This window comes from Type-F symbiont of Plautia stali (genome assembly GCF_059731105.1).
In genome coordinates this window covers 2,461,975-2,481,159 of sequence record NZ_AP035909.1, presented here as the reverse complement: position 1 = coordinate 2,481,159, position 19,185 = coordinate 2,461,975, and the positions used below count along the sequence as shown (strand labels likewise).

The following is a 19,185-nucleotide window of genomic DNA, read 5'->3' as shown; positions in this document are numbered from 1 at the left end:
AATGATCCCCGGTTCGCCTGACTATTGAGGGTACAGAGATGAGTAAATTTGATAATAACGACGCTGATGCGGTAAATCCGGCACTGACGCGCATGATCACCGAAGGCACACTGTCACGCCGCAGCCTGATGAAAATCCTCTCCGCGGGTGCGGTGATGAGCAGCGGCCTGATCGGTTTTTCCGGGGCAGCACAGGCGGACGATAAGCCCGTGAAGGGCGGTAAACTGCGCGCGGCGATGTCGAATGCGTCGGCCACCGACACGCTCGACCCGGCCAAAAGTAACAACAGCGCCGACTATACCCGCCAGTTTATGTTTTACAGCGGCCTGACCGAGCTGGATAAAAATCTGATGGTGCAACCGGCCCTGGCGGAATCGGTGGAGTCGGGCGATGGCGTCACCTGGCATATCAAGCTGCGTAAGGGCGTGACCTTCCATGACGGCAAACCGCTGACCGCCAAAGATGTCATCTACTCACTCAGCCGCCACAAAGATCCGGCTATCGCCTCCATCGCTTTCAAGCTGGCCGACCAGTTCAAAACCTTCACCGCGGTCAATGACAATGAGGTGCTGCTGGAGCTGAACAGCGCCAACTTCGATGTCCCTTACATGCTGGCCACGCCGCCGTTTTTAATCGTGCAGGATGGCACCAAAGATTTCAGCAAAGGGATCGGCACCGGGCCGTTCATCTGCAAAGCCTTTATGCCCGGCGTGCGCGCCATCGGCACGAAAAATCCCAACTATTACAAGCCGGGCCTGCCGCACCTGGATGAGGTGGAGCTGATAGGCGTCACCGACGGTGCCGCGCGCGTCAATGCGCTGATGTCGGGCGATCTGCAGATCGTCGCGGCCATGACCGCCGCCGACTGCAAGCGCATCAAAGCCAGCAGCGACTTCGGCGTGCTGGAGAGTAAATCGGGGATGTACACCAACCTGATTATTCGCACCGACGTGAAGCCGGGAAGCAACGAAGATTTTGTGCTGGCGATGAAATATCTGCAGCCGCGCGAAATGCTGGTGAAAACGGTCCTGCAGGGCTACGGTGACGTCAGTAACGACACCCCGGTGCCACCGTGGCATCCGCTCTACAACGCCGACCTGAAACCGCGCCCGCTGGATGTGGAAAAGGCGAAATTCCACATCAAAAAAGCCGGGATGGCCGGGTCAACGGTGGAGATCGTAACCACGCCCAACATTGAAGGGGCAACCGAAGGCGGTCAGATGATCCAGCAGATTGCGCGCGGGGCCGGGCTTAACATCAAAGTGCGACGTGTGCCGTATGACGGCTACTGGTCGTCGCACTGGACTAAAGATCCCGTGGGATATGGCTCGATAAACCCGCGTCCGACGCTCGACATGCTCTTCTCACAGTTTTATCTCTCTACCGCGCCAAGCAACGAATCGGGCTGGAAAAATCCGCAGTTTGACCAGCTGGTGGTGGCGGCACGGGGGGAACGCGATCAGGCGAAACGCAAGCAGATGTATGGCGACATGCAGACGCTGATCTATGACCACTGCGGCACCCTCATCCCGACCTTTATCAGCTCCACCGATGGCTACAGCAAAAAGGTCAAAGGGGTGGAAGCCTGGCCGTCGGGCATGATGATGGGGTATCGCTTTCATGAGTTTGCCTGGCTGACCGCCTGATCCGGAACCTGAGTAAGGAGAACGCCGATGAACCGATATATGCTGTTCCTGATTGCCCGGCGAACCGGTGCCGGCATCCTGACGTTGCTTATCGTCTCGGCGGTGGTGTTTTTCATCACCAGCCTGCTGCCGGGTGACGCGGCGCAGATGATCCTCGGGCAGAACGCCACGCCGGAGACGGTGGCGGCGTTACGGCAGCAGCTGGGGCTGGATCAGCCTTTGCTGATGCGTTACGTCCACTGGCTGACAGGCATGTTGCAGGGCGATTTCGGCACCTCGTTTGCCAGCCATCTGCCAGTCGCACAGCTGGTGGCCCAGCGCATTCCGGCGACGTTTGAACTGGCGGGCATTACCACGCTGATCTGCGTGCCGCTGGCGCTGCTCATCGGCATCATCGCGGCGATGAATCGCGGGTCACGGCTCGATCGGGCGCTGGTTATCGGCACTATGGCAACGGTCGCCGTCCCGGAGTTTCTGGTGGCGACGGTCGCGGTGCTGATTTTCGCCGTCAGGCTGCACTGGGTGTCGGCGATGTCGTTCGGCAGCCCGGACAGCGACCTGCTGAGTTACCTCAAAGCCTATGCGCTGCCGGTGCTGACGCTCTGCTGTGTGCTGGTGGCGCAGATGGCCCGGATGACGCGGGCGGCGATCATCAATCAGCTCGACAGCCCCTATCTGGAGATGGCGCGGCTGAAAGGGGTGTCACCGCTCAGAGCCGTGCTGCGTCACGCCCTGCCTAACGCGGTTGGCCCGATTGCCAACGCGATTTCACTCAGCCTCTCCTATCTGTTTGGCGGGGTGATCATCATCGAAACCATCTTCAGCTATCCCGGTCTGGCCAGTCAGCTGGTGGATGCCGTCAGCAACCGCGATCTGCCGGTGGTGCAGCTCTGCGTCATGCTGTTCGCCGCCTGCTATCTGGTGCTGCTGCTGCTGGCCGACATCCTGACTATCGCCTTTAACCCGAAATGGAGAAGCGCATGAATACTCTTCTGCTGCCCTGGCGTTTCTTACAGTCACTCTCCTGGTCTGGCCGGATGGGACTGCTGATCTCCCTGTTCTGGCTGCTGATGGCGCTGTTCGGCACCGCGCTGGCCCCGCACAGCATCGATGATATCGGCGGCGGGCCGCTGATGGGCGGGCTGACGGCGGACAACCTGCTGGGCACCGACTATCTTGGCCGCGACATGCTGAGCCGCATTCTCTATGGCGCGAAGTTCTCAATCGGCCTGGCGCTGAGCGCGGCGCTGCTGGCCAGCCTGGTCGGCACGCTGCTGGCGCTGCTGGCGGCGGTCACGGGACGCTGGCTGGAGGAGTTACTGGGCCGTATCAACGATGCGCTGCTGGTGCTGCCGGGAAAAGTGCTGTCGCTGATGATCGTCGCCGTCTTTGGCTCGTCGCTGCCGATGCTGATCCTGACGGCGGTCTTTACCTACTGGCCGGGCGCATTCCGTATCGCCTTTGCCATGGCCAGCTCGCTGCGCAGCATGGACTACGTCCGCGCCTCACGGCTGCGGGGCGAAAGCCGCTGGCATATCGCCATTCACGACATATTGCCTAACATGGTGCACCCGATGCTGACCGACTTTGGCCTGCGCTTTGTTTACATCGTGCTGCTGCTCAGCGGCCTGAGCTTTCTCGGCCTGGGCGTGCAGCCACCCTATGCCGACTGGGGCACGCTGGTGCGTGAAAACATGCAGGGGCTGTTTGACGGCTCACCGGCGGTGCTGATGCCCGCGCTGGCCATTGCCAGTCTGACCATTGGCGCCAACCTGTTTATCGACAGCCTGCAGGCGATGCGTCCGCTGACGCTGGCGAAGGAGGGAGCATGAACGTGACACCCCATACGGCTATGCCGGTGATTTCGGTCGATAAACTGCGCGTCACCGCGCAGACCGATCGCGGCGAAGAGATCGACCTGGTTTCCGACATTCATTTTACCGTGCAGAAAGGCGAGGTGCTGGCGCTGATTGGCGAGTCCGGCTCGGGCAAAACCACCATCGCGATGGCCCTGATGGGCTACGCCCGCAGCGGCTGCCGGATTGCCGGGGGCAATATTCACGTCGCCGGCACCGACGTCAGCAGCCTGACGCCAGGCCAGCTGCGCGCCTTTCGCGGTAATAAAGTGGCTTATATCGCTCAGAGCGCCGCCGCGTCGTTTAATCCGGGCATGAAAATCCTCGATCAGGTGATTGAGCCGGTGGTCATTCACGGCACCCTGACCCGCAAAGCGGCGCGGGAAAAAGCGATTGGCCTGTTCCGTGAGCTGGCGCTGCCCAATCCGGAGAGCATCGGTGACCGCTATCCGCATCAGGTGTCAGGCGGTCAGCTGCAGCGTCTGATGACGGCGATGGCGCTGATTGGCGACCCGGACGTGGTGATTCTGGATGAACCCACCACCGCACTGGATGTGACTACCCAGGTCGAGGTGCTGAAAGCCTTTCGCCGGGTGGTGGTGCAGCGCGGCGTCACCGCCATTTACGTCAGTCACGATCTGGCCGTCGTGGCGCAGATGGCCGATCGGATTCTGGTGCTGCTGCGCGGCAAAATGGCGGAATATGGCACGACCGCACATCTGATTGGCGCGCCACAGGCGGAGTACACCCGCCTGCTGATGGATGCGGCGCGCCAGAAAGAGCGGCCCAGCAGCTGGTGTCCCGCGGCGGCCGATATTCAGCCGCTGCTGGAAGTGCGCGATCTCTGCGCCGGTTATGGCCCGCGCGACAGGGAGGGCCACCCGAAGGTGCGCATCCTGGAAGACGTCAACCTCAGGCTATGGAAAGGGCAGGCGATTGGCATTATCGGGGAGTCCGGCTCGGGCAAAACCACGCTTGCGCACGCCATCGCCGGGCTCAACGCCCCGAGTCACGGCCACATCCTGTTTAACGGTCACTATATCGCGGGCGATATGCAGAAACGCCCTGACAACGAGCTGCGACGCATTCAGTATGTGTTCCAGATGGCGGATACCGCCCTGAATCCGGCTCACAGTGTTGAGCGCATTCTGTCGCGTCCGCTGACGCTGTTTCATGGTCTGAGCGGTGCGGCCCGTCAGCAGCGGCTCAATCAGCTGCTGGATCTGGTGCAGCTGCCGCGCAGCGTGCTGGGACGGCGTCCCTGGGCGCTGTCGGGCGGCCAGAAGCAGCGCGTTAATCTGGCGCGCGCGCTGGCGGCTGAGCCCGATTTGATTCTGTGTGATGAGGTTACCTCGGCGCTGGACACCGTGGTGGCGGCCGCCGTGCTCGACCTCATCAGTGAACTGCGCCGGGAGCTGGGCCTCTCCGTGATCTTCATCAGCCACGACATGCATGCGGTGCGCGCCGTGTGCGACGAAATTGTGGTGATGAAAAGCGGGCGCATCGTGACCCAGCTGGCCCGCAGCGACTACGACAAGCCCACCAGCGAGCTCTACTTTGAGCGGCTGAAACGCGCTGTGCCTGAGCTGCGTCAGGGCTGGCTGGATGAGCATGAAGAGATTTTAAAAGCAGAGTAGGTGGCCGCTGGCGTCATGGCGTGCTCCTTTTCATTTACAACAGAGGTCGTTTTGTTATGCCTGCACCGATTCGTTATGTACAGGACAGTACGGACTTTCCCGACGCCGCCGATGTGGTGGTGATTGGCGCCGGTATTGCCGGGGCCGCCGCCACCTGGGAACTGGCGAAGCAGGGCGTTAAGGTTGTGCTGATCGAAAAAGGCCTGGTGGGGGCCGAGCAGTCGAGCCGCAACTGGGGATGGTGTCGTCAGCAGAACCGCGATGAGCGGGAGCTGCCGCTGATCATCTATGCCCTGCAACGCTGGGGGGAGCTGAACGCGGAAACCGGCGAAGAGCTGGGATTCCGTCGCAGCGGGCTGGTTTACGCCACGCGGGAAGAGTCAGACATCGCCGCCTGGGATGCGTGGATCCAGATGGCTAAGGGGTATGGCGTCAACAGCTCGATTCTTACCGCTGAGCAGGCAAAAGCGATGACGCCCGGCAGTACCACCGCCTGGCGGGGCGGCCTCTCTGCGCCAACGGACGGCCATGCGGAACCCCGCCTGGCGGCGCCGGGCCTGGTGGCGGGCGCGATGAAAAAAGGTGCGCTGCTGTTTCAGCAGTGTGCGGTGCGCGGGCTGGATATCGCCGCGGGTCAGGTCAGCGGCGTCTGGACCGAACGCGGGCTGATCAAAACCAGCCGGGTGATCTGTGCCGCCGGGGCCTGGACATCCATGTTCTGCCGTCGTCACGGCATCGATCTGCCGCTGGGCAATGTCATCGGCACGGCTTTCCGCACGCAGCCGATAGAGCAGGCGATTGCGATGCCGCTCTATACGCCGGGCTTCGCCTGCCGCCCGCAGATGGACGGCAGCTATACCGTCTCGGTATCGGGGCGCGGACGGCTGGAGCCGGGTGCGCAGGGGCTACGTTATGCCCGCCAGTTCTATCCGACATTTAAAAGCCGCCGCAAAAATCTCACCCTCAACCTTGGCCTGTCGCCCTTTTTCAAAGGCCCCGAAGCGATGGGGCGCTGGGCCTTTGATCGCCCGTCGCCGTTTGAGCGGGTGCGCATTCTCGATCCGGCGGCAGACAGCCGAATCGTGGAAGAGGGGCTGGCCGCGATGCGCCGTGAATATCCGGCGCTGGCGAATCTCAGGCTGGCCCAGGCGTGGGGCGGCATGATCGACAGCACGCCGGACGCCATTCCGGTGATCTCCACCGTGGCGAAACTGCCGGGGCTGGTGCTCTCGGCGGGCTACAGCGCGCACGGTTTTGGCATCGGGCCGGGTGCCGGACGCCTGGCAGCCGATCTGGCAACCGGGGCCACCCCGATTGTCGACCCTGCCCCTTATCGCTACAGCCGTCTGGTTGACGGCAGCGGATTAGACACCCCAGGCATGATGTAAGGAGAACGCAATGAGCCTGACACTACGCGCAATGACGCCAGATGATATTGAACAGTGCTACCGCATGACGCAGGCGCTGAAGTGGCCCCACCGGCGCGAAGACTGGCAGCTGGCGCTGCAGCTGGGCGAAGGCACGGTGATTGAAGAGCAGGGCAGAGTGATTGGCAGCGCCGTGCTCTGGCGCTGGGGCGAACACGCCGCCACGCTGGGACTGGTGATTGTGGATAATCAGCAGCAGGGGCGGGGCCTCGGCAAACAGCTGATGCTGGCGCAGCTGGAAAAAGTCCCCGACGGCAACGTGCGGCTGCACGCCACCGAAATGGGCAAAGGGCTGTATGAAAAGCTCGGTTTTGTCAGCTGCGGCGAGATCCGCCAGCACCAGACCCGCGCACTGGCGTCACTGCCCGACGTGGTGATCCCGGCCGGACTGCATCTGCGACCGGCGACACTGGCGGATCACGCCGCGCTGGTGAAGCTGGATCAGCAGGCGCACGGCATGCATCGTCCGGCGCTGTTCGACCATCTGCTGGGCGACTGTGAGACCCTGCTGTTACAGGACGATCAGCAGCAGATTCAGGGGTTCGCCAGCCTGCGCCGGTTTGGACACGGCTGGGCGATTGGGCCGGTGATCGCCGCGGAGCTGCCGGTGGCACAGGCGCTGGTGGCAACCCTGATGCAGCCACTGCAGGGCCAGTTTCTGCGCATTGATACCGACGCCAGCCTGCCGCTGGCCAGCTGGCTCAACACCCTCGGGCTGGATCAGGTGGATGCGCCGACCACGATGGTCCGGGGCACCCCCTGGACGCCACAGGGGATGCAGGCCTTTGGCTTAATGACCCAGGCGATGGCCTGATGCATATCGTCTATAAATCGGAACCGGAACGGGGACGGATCTGGCAGCGCTGGCTGGCGGAGCATGCCCCCGACATTCAGCTGCATATCTGGCCGGAGACCGGCGATCCGGCAGAGGTTGAGGCGCTGGTGGCCTGGCAGCCCCCCGCCGATATTCCGGCGCTGTTTCCCCGGCTGAAACTGCTGTTTTCTGTCGGCGCCGGCGCCGATCAGTTTGACTTCAGCGCGCTGCCGCCCGATCTGCCGGTCATACGAATGATTGAGCCAGGTCTGACGCAGGGCATGGTGGAATATGTCACCTTCGCGGTGCTCGGGCTGCATCGTGACATGCCACGCTATCTTCATCAGCAACGCCAGCAGCAGTGGCAGCCGCATCAGGTGAAGCCTGCGGCTCAGCGGCGGGTGGGCGTGATGGGGCTGGGCGAACTCGGTCAGGCTGCGCTGCAGCAGCTGGTCGCACTGGGTTTTGACTGCGCTGGCTGGAGCCGCACGCCGCGCCACGTGCCCGGCGTGCGCTGCTGGCACGGTGCCGGAGATCTGGCGGACTTTCTGGCGCACAGCGAGATTCTGGTCTGTCTGCTGCCGCTGACTGACACCACCCAGGGTCTGCTTAATCACACCCTGTTTACGCAGATGCCGCAGGGTGCGGCACTGGTGCAGGCCGGGCGCGGTCAGCAGCTTAATCATGACGCTTTGCTGCAGGCGCTGGCGAGCGGCCAGCTCCGCGCCGCCGTGATTGATGTCACCGACCCGGAGCCGTTACCGCCGGGCCACCCCTTCTGGCACCATCCCGCCGTGTGGCTGACGCCGCACATTGCCAGCCAGACACAGAATGAGAGCGCCATTGCGGCGCTGCTGGAGAACCTGCGCCGTTATCAGCGTGGTGAGCCGCTGCACGGTCTGGTCGACCGCTCACGAGGATATTGAGATGGAACATTTAGTGGCACTGCGCCGCGAACTGCATGCGCACCCGGAACTCGGTTTTCAGGAGCACCGCACCAGCGACAGGGTGGCGAACTTTCTGCAACAGCTGGGAATTGAGGTGCATCGTGGCATCGGCCAGACCGGCGTGGTCGGCATCCTGAAAAAGGGTAACAGCGAGCGGATGATTGGCCTGCGCGCCGATATGGATGCCCTGCCGATGCAGGATCAGAGCGGCACCGCCTGGCAGAGCAGCGTGACGCAGGTCAGTCACGCCTGCGGCCACGACGGTCACACCGTGATGCTGCTGGGGGCGGCAGAAAAACTGGCGCGCGACGTCAGTTTTGACGGCACCGTCTGCTTCATTTTCCAGCCCGCCGAAGAGGGGCTGGCGGGCGCGAAGGCGATGATCGACGACGGGCTGTTCAGCCGCTTTCCCTGTGAGGCGGTCTACGCCATTCACAACTGGCCGGAACTGCCGCTGGGCCAGGTGCAGACCCGGCCCGGCCCGATCATGGCGGCGGCAGACCGCTTCGATATCCGGGTGCTGGGCGGGGGAGGCCATGCCGCTCAGCCCCACCTGACCCGCGATACCCTGCTGGCGACCAGCGAGCTGGTGGTTCAGCTGAATACCCTGGTCTCACGCGCGCTCGACCCCTGTGAAACGGCGCTGCTCACCGTGACCCGGATGGAGGGCGGCTTTTCCCACAACATGATCCCGGCGGAGGCGAACATCACCGGTACGGTGCGCACCTTCAGCCCGACGGCACAGGCGACGATTGAAGCGCGGCTGCGTCAGATGGCGGAACATGTCACCGCCGCGCATGGCCTGCATGCCGAGGTACGCTATCTGCGCTACTACCCGGCGACCCTGAACAGCCCGGATGAGGCGCAGTTCTGCCTGCAGGCGCTGAAACAGGCGGGCATCGCCGCTGAAACCGCGCCGCAGCCCGCGCTCACCTCAGAAGATTTCGCCTTTATGCTGCAGGCGCGGCCCGGTGCCTATCTCTGGCTGGGGTCTGCGCCCTGCAGACCGTTACATCACGCCGCCTACGACTTTAACGATGCGCTGATCCCGCATGGCGTTAACGTGTTTGTCACCCTGATTCGTCAGGCACTGGCAGAGAAATTTCCCTGCTGAAAGCAGCGGGATTTTGACAGGAAATGCCGCTGCCTGCGGAATTACGGCAGCGTCGGAAACCAACAGGTTGCGATACTTGAGCCAACCGAACGTTACGTGGATGAGGGTTTAAAATGCAGAATGTCATGGCAGAGCAGCAAGCATACTCCGATAACAACCTGTTACTGGATGCACGTGAGCAGAACGTGCCGCGTGGCGTCGTCACCGCGCATCCGCTGGTGATCGAGCGCGCCAGAGGCAGTGAAGTATGGGACGTGGAGGGCAATCGCTATCTCGACTTTGTCGGCGGCATCGGCGTGCTCAATGTCGGTCACAATCACCCGGCGGTGGTCAACGCCGTGACCCGCCAGCTCGGTCTGGTCTCGCACGCCTGTTTTCAGGTGGTGGCTTATCCGGGCTACATCGCGTTAGCGGAGCGGCTGAACCGGCTGGTAGGCGGAGACGAAGCCTACAAGAGCGTCTTTTTCACCAGCGGCGCCGAAGCGGTAGAAAATGCGGTGAAGATTGCCCGCGCCCACACGCAGCGCCCCGGCATCATCGCCTTTGACGGTGCATTCCATGGCCGCACCCTGCTGGGGGTCACCCTGACCGGCATGTCCGCCCCTTATAAACAGAACTTTGGCCCGTTCCCTGGCGAGATTTACCGGCTGCCTTTCCCCAATCCGCTGCATGGCATTACGGAGGCGGATTGCCTCAAGGCGCTGGAGCAGCTCTTCGCAGTGCAGATCCTGCCTGAGCGGGTGGCGGCGATCATTATCGAGCCGGTGCAGGGCGACGGGGGCTTCCTGCCTGCAGGCCCGGCCTTTATGCAGGCGCTGCGCCGCATTACCAGCCAGCACGGCATTCTGCTGATTTGTGATGAAGTGCAGTCCGGCTTCGGGCGAACCGGCACCATGTTCGCGTTCCAGCAGCTGGGCATTAAACCGGATTTGATCACGCTGGCGAAAAGCCTGGGTGGCGGCCTGCCGATTTCCGGTGTGGTGGGACGGGCGGAGATCATGGACGCGCCAGCGCCGGGCGGACTGGGCGGCACCTACGGCGGCAATGCGCTGGGGTGTGCGGCGGCGCTGGCGGTGCTGGATCTGTTTGAGCAGGAGAACCTGCTACAGCGTTCCTGCCAGCTCGGTGAACAGCTCAATGCCCGGCTGCGGCAGCTGGCGGATAAATATGCCTGCATCGGTGATGTGCGCGGCGTGGGCTTTATGCAGGCGGTGGAAATCCTCGATTTCGAAACCGGCCGCCCGGATGCGGCCCTGACGCAGAAGATCCTCGACAGCGCCTGTCAGGAAGGACTGCTGCTGATCAAGTGTGGTCTGCATCGTAATACGATCCGTTTCCTGGCCCCGCTGGTGACGACCGACTCCCAGCTGGAAGAGGCGCTGCATATCTTCGATATCGCGCTGGCGCGTGCCACAGGCCGTCTGGGTTAAACTGCGATTCCTCATTGATTTTATTGAAGTAATTTAAAAACCTCCTGCTGGTATAACCACTGCGAAGCGCTGGCGCATTTACCGTAAAGCGTGATATATCTTCCGGAGGTTCTGAACATTTGCTTAAGCGCCTGGCCCGTCAGGCCAGGTTATTGCCAGCCTGCAATACTGACGCCTGATGGGCCAGGCTCTGACAATGAGGGGTGCTATGAACGGCTTAATGAAACTCGACCGCATCGACATCAACATTCTGGTGCAACTCCAGAAAGATGGCCGTATCAGCAACGTTAACCTCGCCGACGCAGTAGGCCTTTCCCCCAGCCCCTGTCTGCAACGGGTCAAACGTCTGGAACAGGCTGGTTTTATTACCGGTTATGAAGCCCACATCAATCTCACCCGCATTACCGATTCTGTGACGGTCTTTACCGAAGTCACGCTGTCGGGTCATCGCCGCGAAGATTTTATGAAGTTTGAAACGGCGATGCGCAGTGTCGATGAGCTGATGGAGTGCCATCTGATCACCGGCGGCTACGACTATCTGCTGCGCTTTATTACCCGCAGCATTGAACATTACCAGGAAGTGATTGAGAAAATGCTGGATGCGCAGATCGGCATCGACAAATATTTCAGTTATATCGTGATCAAATCGCCCATCATGAAAAGCAGCGTGCCGTTGCGTTCACTTATCGACAAGCAGAATTCTGTCGAACTCGGGGCGTAGTGACCAGAGCCGGGGGCCGATCCTCTGCGCTTTTTACGGCAGAGGGTCACTATCTCCATTCACCGCACCCGGCGCAATCCGCGCTCCGGGGGCTGTGCAGACCTGCACGGTTTACCCGGATTTTTCTCTTACCCGCCCATTCACTCTGCATCATGCATCGGCCTGACTCCCCTCAGCATAAAATTTCTTCCCGGCGCAAAATTCAGTCGCTGCATCCGGTTTCAGGGCGCGCTTCAGCCTCACCCGATCAGCGAACCCCCTTAGACTGTTTTTAACCGTTATCAGGAGTTGTTATGAGCTCATTACTGATTGCTGACCAGCAGTGGCAGCGCGATGCGTTCACCGTCTCCACCGACCGTCAGCGGCTCGACCTGGGGTGGATACACCACCAGCTGGCGGAGAAGTCCTACTGGGCACAGGGCCAGCCGCGCGAGAAAACCCTGCGGGCGATCGCCGGTTCGCTGCCGTTTGGCCTCTATCACCAGCAGGCGCAGATTGGCTTCGCCCGTCTTATCACCGATTACACCCGCTTTGGCTGGCTGTGCGACGTCATCATTGACGAAAACTGGCGTGGACACGGACTGGGCAGCTGGCTGGCGACCTGCGTCCGTGATCATCCGGAGCTGCAAACGGTGCATCGCTGGATGCTGTCGACCCAGGATGCGCATCAGGTCTACCAGCGTCTCGGCTGGCGTGTGGTGCAACACCCCGGGACGCTGATGGAATTTCCCCCTCCCTGACTCAGGAGTTAACCCGAGATGCGATACCGCGTTGGCGTGGATATTGGCGGATCCTTTACCGATTTTGCCGTGCTCGATCAGCAAACGAACCAGATTCATACCCTGAAAGTCCTGTCGCGCCCGGATCAGCCCGGCAGTGAAATCACCACCGGGCTGGCGCAGTTTCAGCAGCGTCAGGGGATCGACCCCGCGGAGATTGGCTACTTTACCCACGGCACCACGGTCGGCATCAACGCGGTGATCCAGCGGCGTGGCGTGCGGCTGGCGCTGTTCGCTACCGAGGGCTTCTGTGATGTGCTGGAGCTGGCCCGGCTGAAAATTCCCCATATTCATGACCTCTTTTCGCGGCGTCCTGCACCGCTGATCTCGCGCGACCGGGTTTTTGCCATCCGTGAACGCATGGACGCGCAGGGCAGGGTACTCCAGCCGGTGGACCGCCAGAGCGTACTCGACGCTATCGCGCAGGCGCGCGCTGCGGGCTGCCAGGGCATCGTGGTCTCCCTGTTGCACAGCTATCGCAACCGGCACAATGAAGCAGCCGTGAAAGCGATTATCAATGAGGAGGCACCCGAGCTGCTGACCTCCTGTTCTGCCGACATCTGGCCCATTATCCGCGAATATGAACGCACCATTACCGCGACCATCAACGCCTACGTGCAGCCGATGGTGATCCACTACCTCGAATCCTTTGAGCAGGCGCTGCAGCGGCTCGGCGTGCAGCCGCCGCCGCGCATCACCAAATCGAACGGTGGCGTCATGGGCGTCGACCAGGCGAAACGTGAATGTGTGCAGATGGTTCTCTCCGGCACCGCGTCCGGGGTCATCGGGGCCAGCTATCTCGCCAGCGCCTGTGGGTTCGGCAACATTCTCAGCCTCGATATCGGCGGCACCAGTGCTGACGTGGCGGTGATCATCGACGGCAATGTGGCGCAGGGCAACGGTGAAATCATCGGGGATTTCCCGATCTACATTCCCTCCGTTGCCGTTACCTCGGTGGGTCAGGGCGGCGGCTCGCTGGCGTGGATTGACGGGCAGGGCGTGCTGCAGATGGGCCCGGACAGTGCCGGATCGCTGCCTGGCCCGGTCTGCTTCGGGCGCGGCGGCACGCAGCCGACCGCCACCGACGCCTTTGCCGCCTGCGGCATGATGGGGCACGACGCGCTGGGCTACAACGCTGTCGCCGTCGATGTCGCGGCCGCCTGTGCCGCCTGGCAACCGCTGGCCGATGCCCTCGGCCTGACGGTGCAGGAGACCGCGCAAAACGCCATTGAGCTGGCCATCTCCGGTATGTACAGCGACACCAGCGGCCTGCTGTCACGGTTCGGCCTCGATCCGCGTGAATTCTGGTTCCTCGCCTTTGGCGGTGCCGGGCCGATGATGGGCTGTTTCCTGGCCCGTGAACTCAACCTGAAAGGGGTGATTGTGCCGCCGACGCCCGGGGTGCTGTCGGCGCTGGGCGGGCTGGTGGCTGACATCCGTAATGACTTTATCCGCACCCTCTACAGCGATCTGACTCCTGCCCTGGCCGATACCCTGGCCACGGAAGCGCAGGCATTGCAGCAGCGCGCCTGCGACTGGCTGGCTGAGGAGCACGGCAGCGCGATGCCTTACAGCCTGCAGTTCAGCGCCGATATGCGCTATCAGGGGCAGTCGTTTGAGATCGACGTGGCGCTGGAGCCAGGCTGGCTGACGCAGGCCGATTTTACGGCGCTGCATGACGCTTTCGATCGCCAGCATCAGCAGCTGTTTGGTCACTGTGATCCGCAGGCCCCGGTGCAGCTGATTAACCTGCGGCTGGTGATCACCTCACCGACGCCGAAACCGGTTATTGCCCCGCTGGCCCCGGCGACGGAACCGGTGCCGGTGCTGAAGCAGACGAAAGCGTGGATTGACGGGGCCTGGCATCAGGTTGATCTGGTGCTGCGGTCCGGGCTGCGCGCCGGCCATCAGCTCAGCGGCCCGGCCATCATTGCTCAGGATGACTGCACCACCTGTGTGCCGCCCGGCATGGGCGTCACGGTCGACACTTTTGGCAACCTGCTGATTACGGCGAACGAGGCATAACATGGCGATTGACGGACGTAACTTACAGATCCTGGCGAACTACTGCGCTGCCGCCGCCGATGCGATGGCCTTTACGCTGATGCGCACTGCGCACTCCACCTTCGTTAAGGAGACGGAAGATTTCTCCTGCCAGATTGTCAGCCGCAGCGGGCTGGCGTTTGCCTCACCCCGCAGTTTTGGTGCGCCCTGGTACAGCGGCATCGACTATGCGCCGGTGCTGGCGCTGATAGAGGAGTACGCCGAGGGGGACATCTGCATTACCAACGACGCCTACGCCGGAAACGTCGCGACCCACTCCCCCGACATCCACATCTGGAAACCGGTGTTCCACCAGGGCGAGATTGTCTGTTTCGTGGTGGGACATATTCACAACACCGATGTCGGCGGGGCCGTGCCCGCCTCGCTGTCGTGTTCGCTGACCGACATTGTGCAGGAGGGGATTCGCATCCCGCCGCTGAAGATCATGCGACAGGGTCAGCTCAACGAAGAGGTCGCCAGCATCATGCGGCTCAACGTGCGGGTGCCGGACCAGAACTGGGGTGACTTCAAGGCACAGCTGGCCTCGGTCAACGTGGGCGAGCGGAAAATTCACGACATTATTGCCCGCTTTGGCATCGACGATTTCCTGCAGGGCATTGAAGGCATTCTGGATTACGCCGAGGCGCAGGCGCGCACGATCATCGCGACCATTCCCGACGGTGAATACTTTTATGCCGACTACGCCGATGAGGATGGCGAGGGTGGCTATCCCTGCCGCATCGCCGTCACGCTGCGGGTGCAGGGCGACCGGCTGGAGCTGGATTACACCGGCAGCGACCCGCAGCTGGCCTCGTCGCTGAACATGCCCACGGGCGGACGGGAGCGACATCCGCTGGCGCTGGTCGGTGTCACCTATGTACTCTCCACGCTGGATCGCTCCCTGTTGCTTAACGCGGGCACGCTGCGGCCCACCCGCGCCATTCTGCCGCCGGGCACAGTCATGAACTGCGAGGCGCCCGCTGCGGTAGGCATGCGCTCGCTGACCTGTGCGCTGTCGCAGATTGCCACCGTCGGCGTCTTCTCACTGGCGATGCCCGATCGTCTGCCCGCCAACTCGCCCGGCGGCAACTCGATCATGAATATCCGCACCCAGACGCACAACCGCAGCGTGGTGGCTTCGCTGGGCCCGGTGGGCGGCGGTGCAGGCGGCACCCCGCGTCACGATGGCCCTGACGGATCCGGCGGTCTTTCCGCCTTCCTGAAGAATACCCCGATTGAGATCAACGAGGCAGAAGTGCCGATCCGTTTTCACCGCTACGGCCTGGCGCAGGACAGTGCCGGGGCGGGTCACTATCGCGGCGGCCTGGCGACAGAGATGGCGTTCGAGATCTTCTCGCCCAACACCACGATTACCGCGCGCAACCGCAACCGCTCGGTCTTCGCCTCGGCGGGGGGGGTGGGCGGACAGAGCGGGGCGCTCTCGCACTTCCAGACCCGGCGCAACGGCGAGGTCATCCGGCACGGCAACACCGATGTGATCCACTGCCAGCCGGGGGACGTGGTCGAAGTCCGCGGGCCGGGTGCCGGGGGCTACGGGCTGCCGTCACAGCGCGATGCGGAGGCGGTCCTGCAGGATGTGCGCTGCGGCTACCTCAGCCTCGACGCCGCCAGGGCGCAGTATGGCGTGGTGGTGGTGAATGACCGCGTGGATCGGGTCGCGACTGAGCAACTGCGTGCTGCCATGCCGCAACGGGTCACGCACCATTTTGAGCATGGCGAGGCGCGTCAGCGCTTTGAAAAACTCTGGACACCGCAGCGCTATCAGTCACTGACCACCTTTCTTGCCGCCGCGCCGGTCAGCTGGCGTCACTTCCTGAAAACCCAGGTTTTCCGGGCGGTCGCAGAGGCAGGCGAAACGGCGGACATGGCGCAGATATTCAGTGATTTGCGTCAGCGCTACCCGGCTATGGCGAACAATTAACGGCGATGGCGCATCGTCGACTACGCTTTAAGTCTGCATGGACTACAAGGGGAACCGCGACGATGAGCATGAAAACCAGTGATTTTTTTGTCCAGCGCCTGAAAGAGTGGGGTGTGAGCCGCATTTACGGCTATCCGGGGGACGGGATTAATGGCGTGCTGGGGGCCATTCAGCGCGCGAACGCCAAAGGGGACGGCATCGAATTTATTCAGGTGCGGCACGAAGAGATGGCCGCTTTTATGGCGGCCGGTCACGCGAAGTTCACCGGTGAGCTGGGCGTCTGCCTCTCAACCGGCGGGCCGGGTGCGACCCATCTGCTGACCGGGCTCTATGACGCAAAAATGGACCATGCGCCGGTGCTGGCGATTGCCGGACAGGCGGAAGCGACCGCGCGCGGGGCCAGTTATCAGCAGGAGATGAACCTGGACCGCATCTTCTCCGATGTGGCGAACTTCGTTCAGGAAGCCGCCACCCCGGCGCAGGTGCGTCACCTGCTTGATCGTGGCGTGCGGATTGCCAAAGCGCAGAATGGCGTGGCGGTGGTGATCCTGCCGAAAGATATTCAGGATGAAGCCTGGCAGCCGCCGCAGCATCTGCACGGCTTCACCCACTCCGGCAGTGGCTATCAGCGGCCGAAAGTGATCCCCTATGAGGAGGATCTGCAACGCGCCGCTGAGGTGCTCAACGCCGGTAAAAAAGTGGCGATTCTGATCGGGGCAGGCGCACGCAATGCCGCTGTCGAGGTGGTGCAGGTCGCCAATGTGCTGGGGGCCGGTGTGGCAAAAGCGCTGCTGGGCAAAGATGTGCTGCCGGACGATGCGCCCTTTGTGACCGGCTCGATTGGCCTGCTCGGCACCAAACCCTCATCCGATTTAATGCAGAACTGCGACACCCTGCTGATGATCGGCAGCGGCTTCCCCTGGACCGAATTTCTGCCGGAGGAGGGCAAGGCGCGAGCGGTGCAGATCGATATCGATCCCGCCATGCTCGGCCTGCGCTACCCCAGCGAAGTGAATCTGCACGGCGATGCGGCAGAAACCCTGCGCGCGCTGTTGCCGCTGCTGGAGCACAAAGAGGATCGCAGCTGGCAGGAAGGGATTGCGGTTCAGGTGCGTGACTGGTGGACGCTGATGGAGGAGCGCGCGATGGCACCGGCGAACCCGGTCAATCCGCAGCGGGTGGTGTGGGAGATGTCCCCGCAGCTGCCGGACAACGCCATTGTTACCTCTGACTCCGGTTCCTGTGCCAACTGGTTTGCCCGCGACTATCGCGTCAAACAGGGGCAGCGGGCCTCGCTCTCCGGCGGGCTGGCCTGCATGGGCGCAGCGGTGCCTTACGCCATTGCAGCGAAATTTGCGCACCCGGATAAACCGGTAGTGGCGCTGGTGGGTGACGGCGCCATGCAGATGAACAACATGGCTGAACTGATCACCATCCAGAAATACTGGCAACAGTGGGCCGATCCGCGCCTGATCGTCTGCGTGTTTAACAACGAAGATCTCAATCAGGTGACCTGGGAGCAGCGCGTGATGGAGGGCAACCCCCGCTTTGACGCCTCGCAGCAGGTGCCGGACGTGAAGTACGCGGAATTTGCCCGCTCGCTGGGCATGGTCGGGATTTTTGTGGATAACCCTGACGACCTCGTGGGGGCCTGGCAGCAGGCGCTCAGCGCCGATCGCCCGGTGCTGCTGGAGGTGAAAACCGATCCGGAAGTGGCGCCGCTACCGCCGCATATCACCTTTAAACAGGCAAAAGCCTTTATGGCCTCCATGGCGAAGGGCGATCGCGGCGCAGCGCAGATCATCAGCGACACCGCCAGCCAGCTGTTCCATAAAAGCACGAAGGGCTAAGCCAGGCGATGGCGCCTCGCTAGCCTTATCTGTCTCTCCCCGGATACGTTCGTATCCGGGTCTTATCGCTTCATCAAACGCAACAGGAGTCCTACTATGGCGGCTCAATCAGGCCCAGTCTGGTTTATATCGGGATGCTCGACCGGTTTTGGTCGGGAACTGGCGCAGCAGACTATCGCGCGGGGTTTTAACGTGGTGGTGACGGCCCGGAACCTGTCGGCCGTGGCCGATCTGGTGGAAGGTCATGATAATGCGCTGGCGGTCGCGCTGGATGTCACGCAGCAGGCGAGTATCGATCAGGCGGTGCAGGCGGCCATCGGTGCGTTCGGAACGATTGACGTGCTGGTGAACAACGCCGGTTACGGCTATCAGAGTTCGATTGAAGAGGGGGTGGAGAGCGAAATCCGCGCCCAGTTTGACGCTAACGTCTTCGGTCTGTTTGCCCTGACGCGCGCCGTGCTGCCCGCGATGCGCCAGGCGCGCAGGGGTCACGTTATCAACATTACCTCGGTGGCCGGATTGATCGGCTTTGCCAGCTCAGGCTATTACGCCGCCAGCAAACATGCGGTGGAGGGCTGGTCCGATGCGCTGGCCCAGGAGGCCGGGCCGCTGGGCATTCATGTCACCTGCGTCGAGCCAGGCCCGTTCCGCACCGACTGGGCCGGACGCTCGCTGCATCAGACGCCAAGCACGCTGCCGGACTATGCAGAGACCGCCGCCGCGCGAATGAAAGCCACCGCCGACTACAGCGGCACGCAGAAGGGCGATCCGGCGCGCGCCGCCGCAGCGATGATCGCAATTACTGAACATGATCATCCGCCCCGGCATCTGGTGATGGGAGCCTGGGGCCATGACGCCGTGACCAGCAAACTCAAAGAGCGGCTGGCGGAAATTGAGGCGTGGAAACAGACATCGGTGGAGACCGATTTTCCGGAATCGCAGTGAGTTGCAGGTGGCATGAAGCCGCCGCGGTTAAACC

The 19,185-nt window shown here is 62.4% G+C and carries 15 protein-coding genes; all 15 read left to right on the top strand.

What is annotated here, in order from left to right; all coding sequences use genetic code 11:
• The first annotated feature begins 38 nt into the window (after positions 1-38).
• The 15 genes from AC6I7A_RS11790 (at position 39) to AC6I7A_RS11720 (ending at position 19,151) form a co-directional block, all read left to right on the top strand.
• On the top strand, positions 39-1,646 hold the full coding sequence (locus tag AC6I7A_RS11790; protein WP_046102144.1) for an ABC transporter substrate-binding protein: 1,608 nt from the start codon (positions 39-41) through the stop codon (positions 1,644-1,646).
• Between the two features lie 27 nt (positions 1,647-1,673).
• On the top strand, positions 1,674-2,630 hold the full coding sequence (locus AC6I7A_RS11785) for an ABC transporter permease (RefSeq protein WP_046102143.1): 957 nt from the start codon (positions 1,674-1,676) through the stop codon (positions 2,628-2,630).
• On the top strand, positions 2,627-3,478 hold the full coding sequence (locus AC6I7A_RS11780) for an ABC transporter permease (protein ID WP_058958297.1): 852 nt from the start codon (positions 2,627-2,629) through the stop codon (positions 3,476-3,478). The genes AC6I7A_RS11785 and AC6I7A_RS11780 overlap by 4 nt, the downstream gene beginning before the upstream one ends.
• Positions 3,475-5,139 (top strand): ABC transporter ATP-binding protein, encoded by a 1,665-nt coding sequence (locus AC6I7A_RS11775; RefSeq protein ID WP_009089411.1) that lies wholly within the window; start codon positions 3,475-3,477, stop codon positions 5,137-5,139. Before AC6I7A_RS11780 ends, AC6I7A_RS11775 begins: the two co-directional genes overlap by 4 nt.
• A 56-nt stretch (positions 5,140-5,195) precedes the next feature.
• Positions 5,196-6,527 (top strand): NAD(P)/FAD-dependent oxidoreductase, encoded by a 1,332-nt coding sequence (locus AC6I7A_RS11770; protein ID WP_046102142.1) that lies wholly within the window; start codon positions 5,196-5,198, stop codon positions 6,525-6,527.
• A gap of 10 nt (positions 6,528-6,537) precedes the next feature.
• Positions 6,538-7,380: a GNAT family N-acetyltransferase gene (locus tag AC6I7A_RS11765; protein WP_058958296.1), complete on the top strand. Its 843-nt coding sequence runs from the start codon at positions 6,538-6,540 to the stop codon at positions 7,378-7,380.
• Positions 7,380-8,306: a 2-hydroxyacid dehydrogenase gene (locus tag AC6I7A_RS11760; protein WP_058958295.1), complete on the top strand. Its 927-nt coding sequence runs from the start codon at positions 7,380-7,382 to the stop codon at positions 8,304-8,306. Before AC6I7A_RS11765 ends, AC6I7A_RS11760 begins: the two co-directional genes overlap by 1 nt.
• A 1-nt stretch (position 8,307) precedes the next feature.
• A complete protein-coding gene (locus AC6I7A_RS11755; protein ID WP_009089419.1) occupies positions 8,308-9,441 on the top strand; it encodes a M20 aminoacylase family protein in 1,134 nt (377 codons plus the stop codon).
• Positions 9,442-9,554: 113 nt separating this feature from the next.
• On the top strand, positions 9,555-10,871 hold the full coding sequence (gabT, locus tag AC6I7A_RS11750; protein ID WP_009089421.1) for a 4-aminobutyrate--2-oxoglutarate transaminase: 1,317 nt from the start codon (positions 9,555-9,557) through the stop codon (positions 10,869-10,871).
• A 208-nt stretch (positions 10,872-11,079) separates the two neighbouring features.
• Positions 11,080-11,592, top strand: coding sequence for an Lrp/AsnC family transcriptional regulator (locus AC6I7A_RS11745; RefSeq protein ID WP_009089422.1), 513 nt, complete (start codon positions 11,080-11,082; stop codon positions 11,590-11,592).
• Positions 11,593-11,885: 293 nt separating this feature from the next.
• The gene (locus AC6I7A_RS11740; protein WP_058958294.1) at positions 11,886-12,332 is read left to right on the top strand and encodes a GNAT family N-acetyltransferase; all 447 of its coding nucleotides are present in this window, start codon (positions 11,886-11,888) and stop codon (positions 12,330-12,332) included.
• A gap of 18 nt (positions 12,333-12,350) precedes the next feature.
• On the top strand, positions 12,351-14,396 hold the full coding sequence (locus AC6I7A_RS11735; RefSeq protein WP_058958293.1) for a hydantoinase/oxoprolinase family protein: 2,046 nt from the start codon (positions 12,351-12,353) through the stop codon (positions 14,394-14,396).
• A 1-nt stretch (position 14,397) separates the two neighbouring features.
• Positions 14,398-16,356, top strand: a complete 1,959-nt coding sequence (locus AC6I7A_RS11730; RefSeq protein ID WP_498003650.1) for a hydantoinase B/oxoprolinase family protein — start codon at positions 14,398-14,400, stop codon at positions 16,354-16,356.
• A gap of 62 nt (positions 16,357-16,418) precedes the next feature.
• Positions 16,419-18,206: a thiamine pyrophosphate-requiring protein gene (locus tag AC6I7A_RS11725; RefSeq protein WP_009089428.1), complete on the top strand. Its 1,788-nt coding sequence runs from the start codon at positions 16,419-16,421 to the stop codon at positions 18,204-18,206.
• A gap of 96 nt (positions 18,207-18,302) precedes the next feature.
• Positions 18,303-19,151, top strand: coding sequence for an oxidoreductase (locus AC6I7A_RS11720; RefSeq protein ID WP_009089430.1), 849 nt, complete (start codon positions 18,303-18,305; stop codon positions 19,149-19,151).
• Positions 19,152-19,185 lie beyond the last annotated feature (34 nt).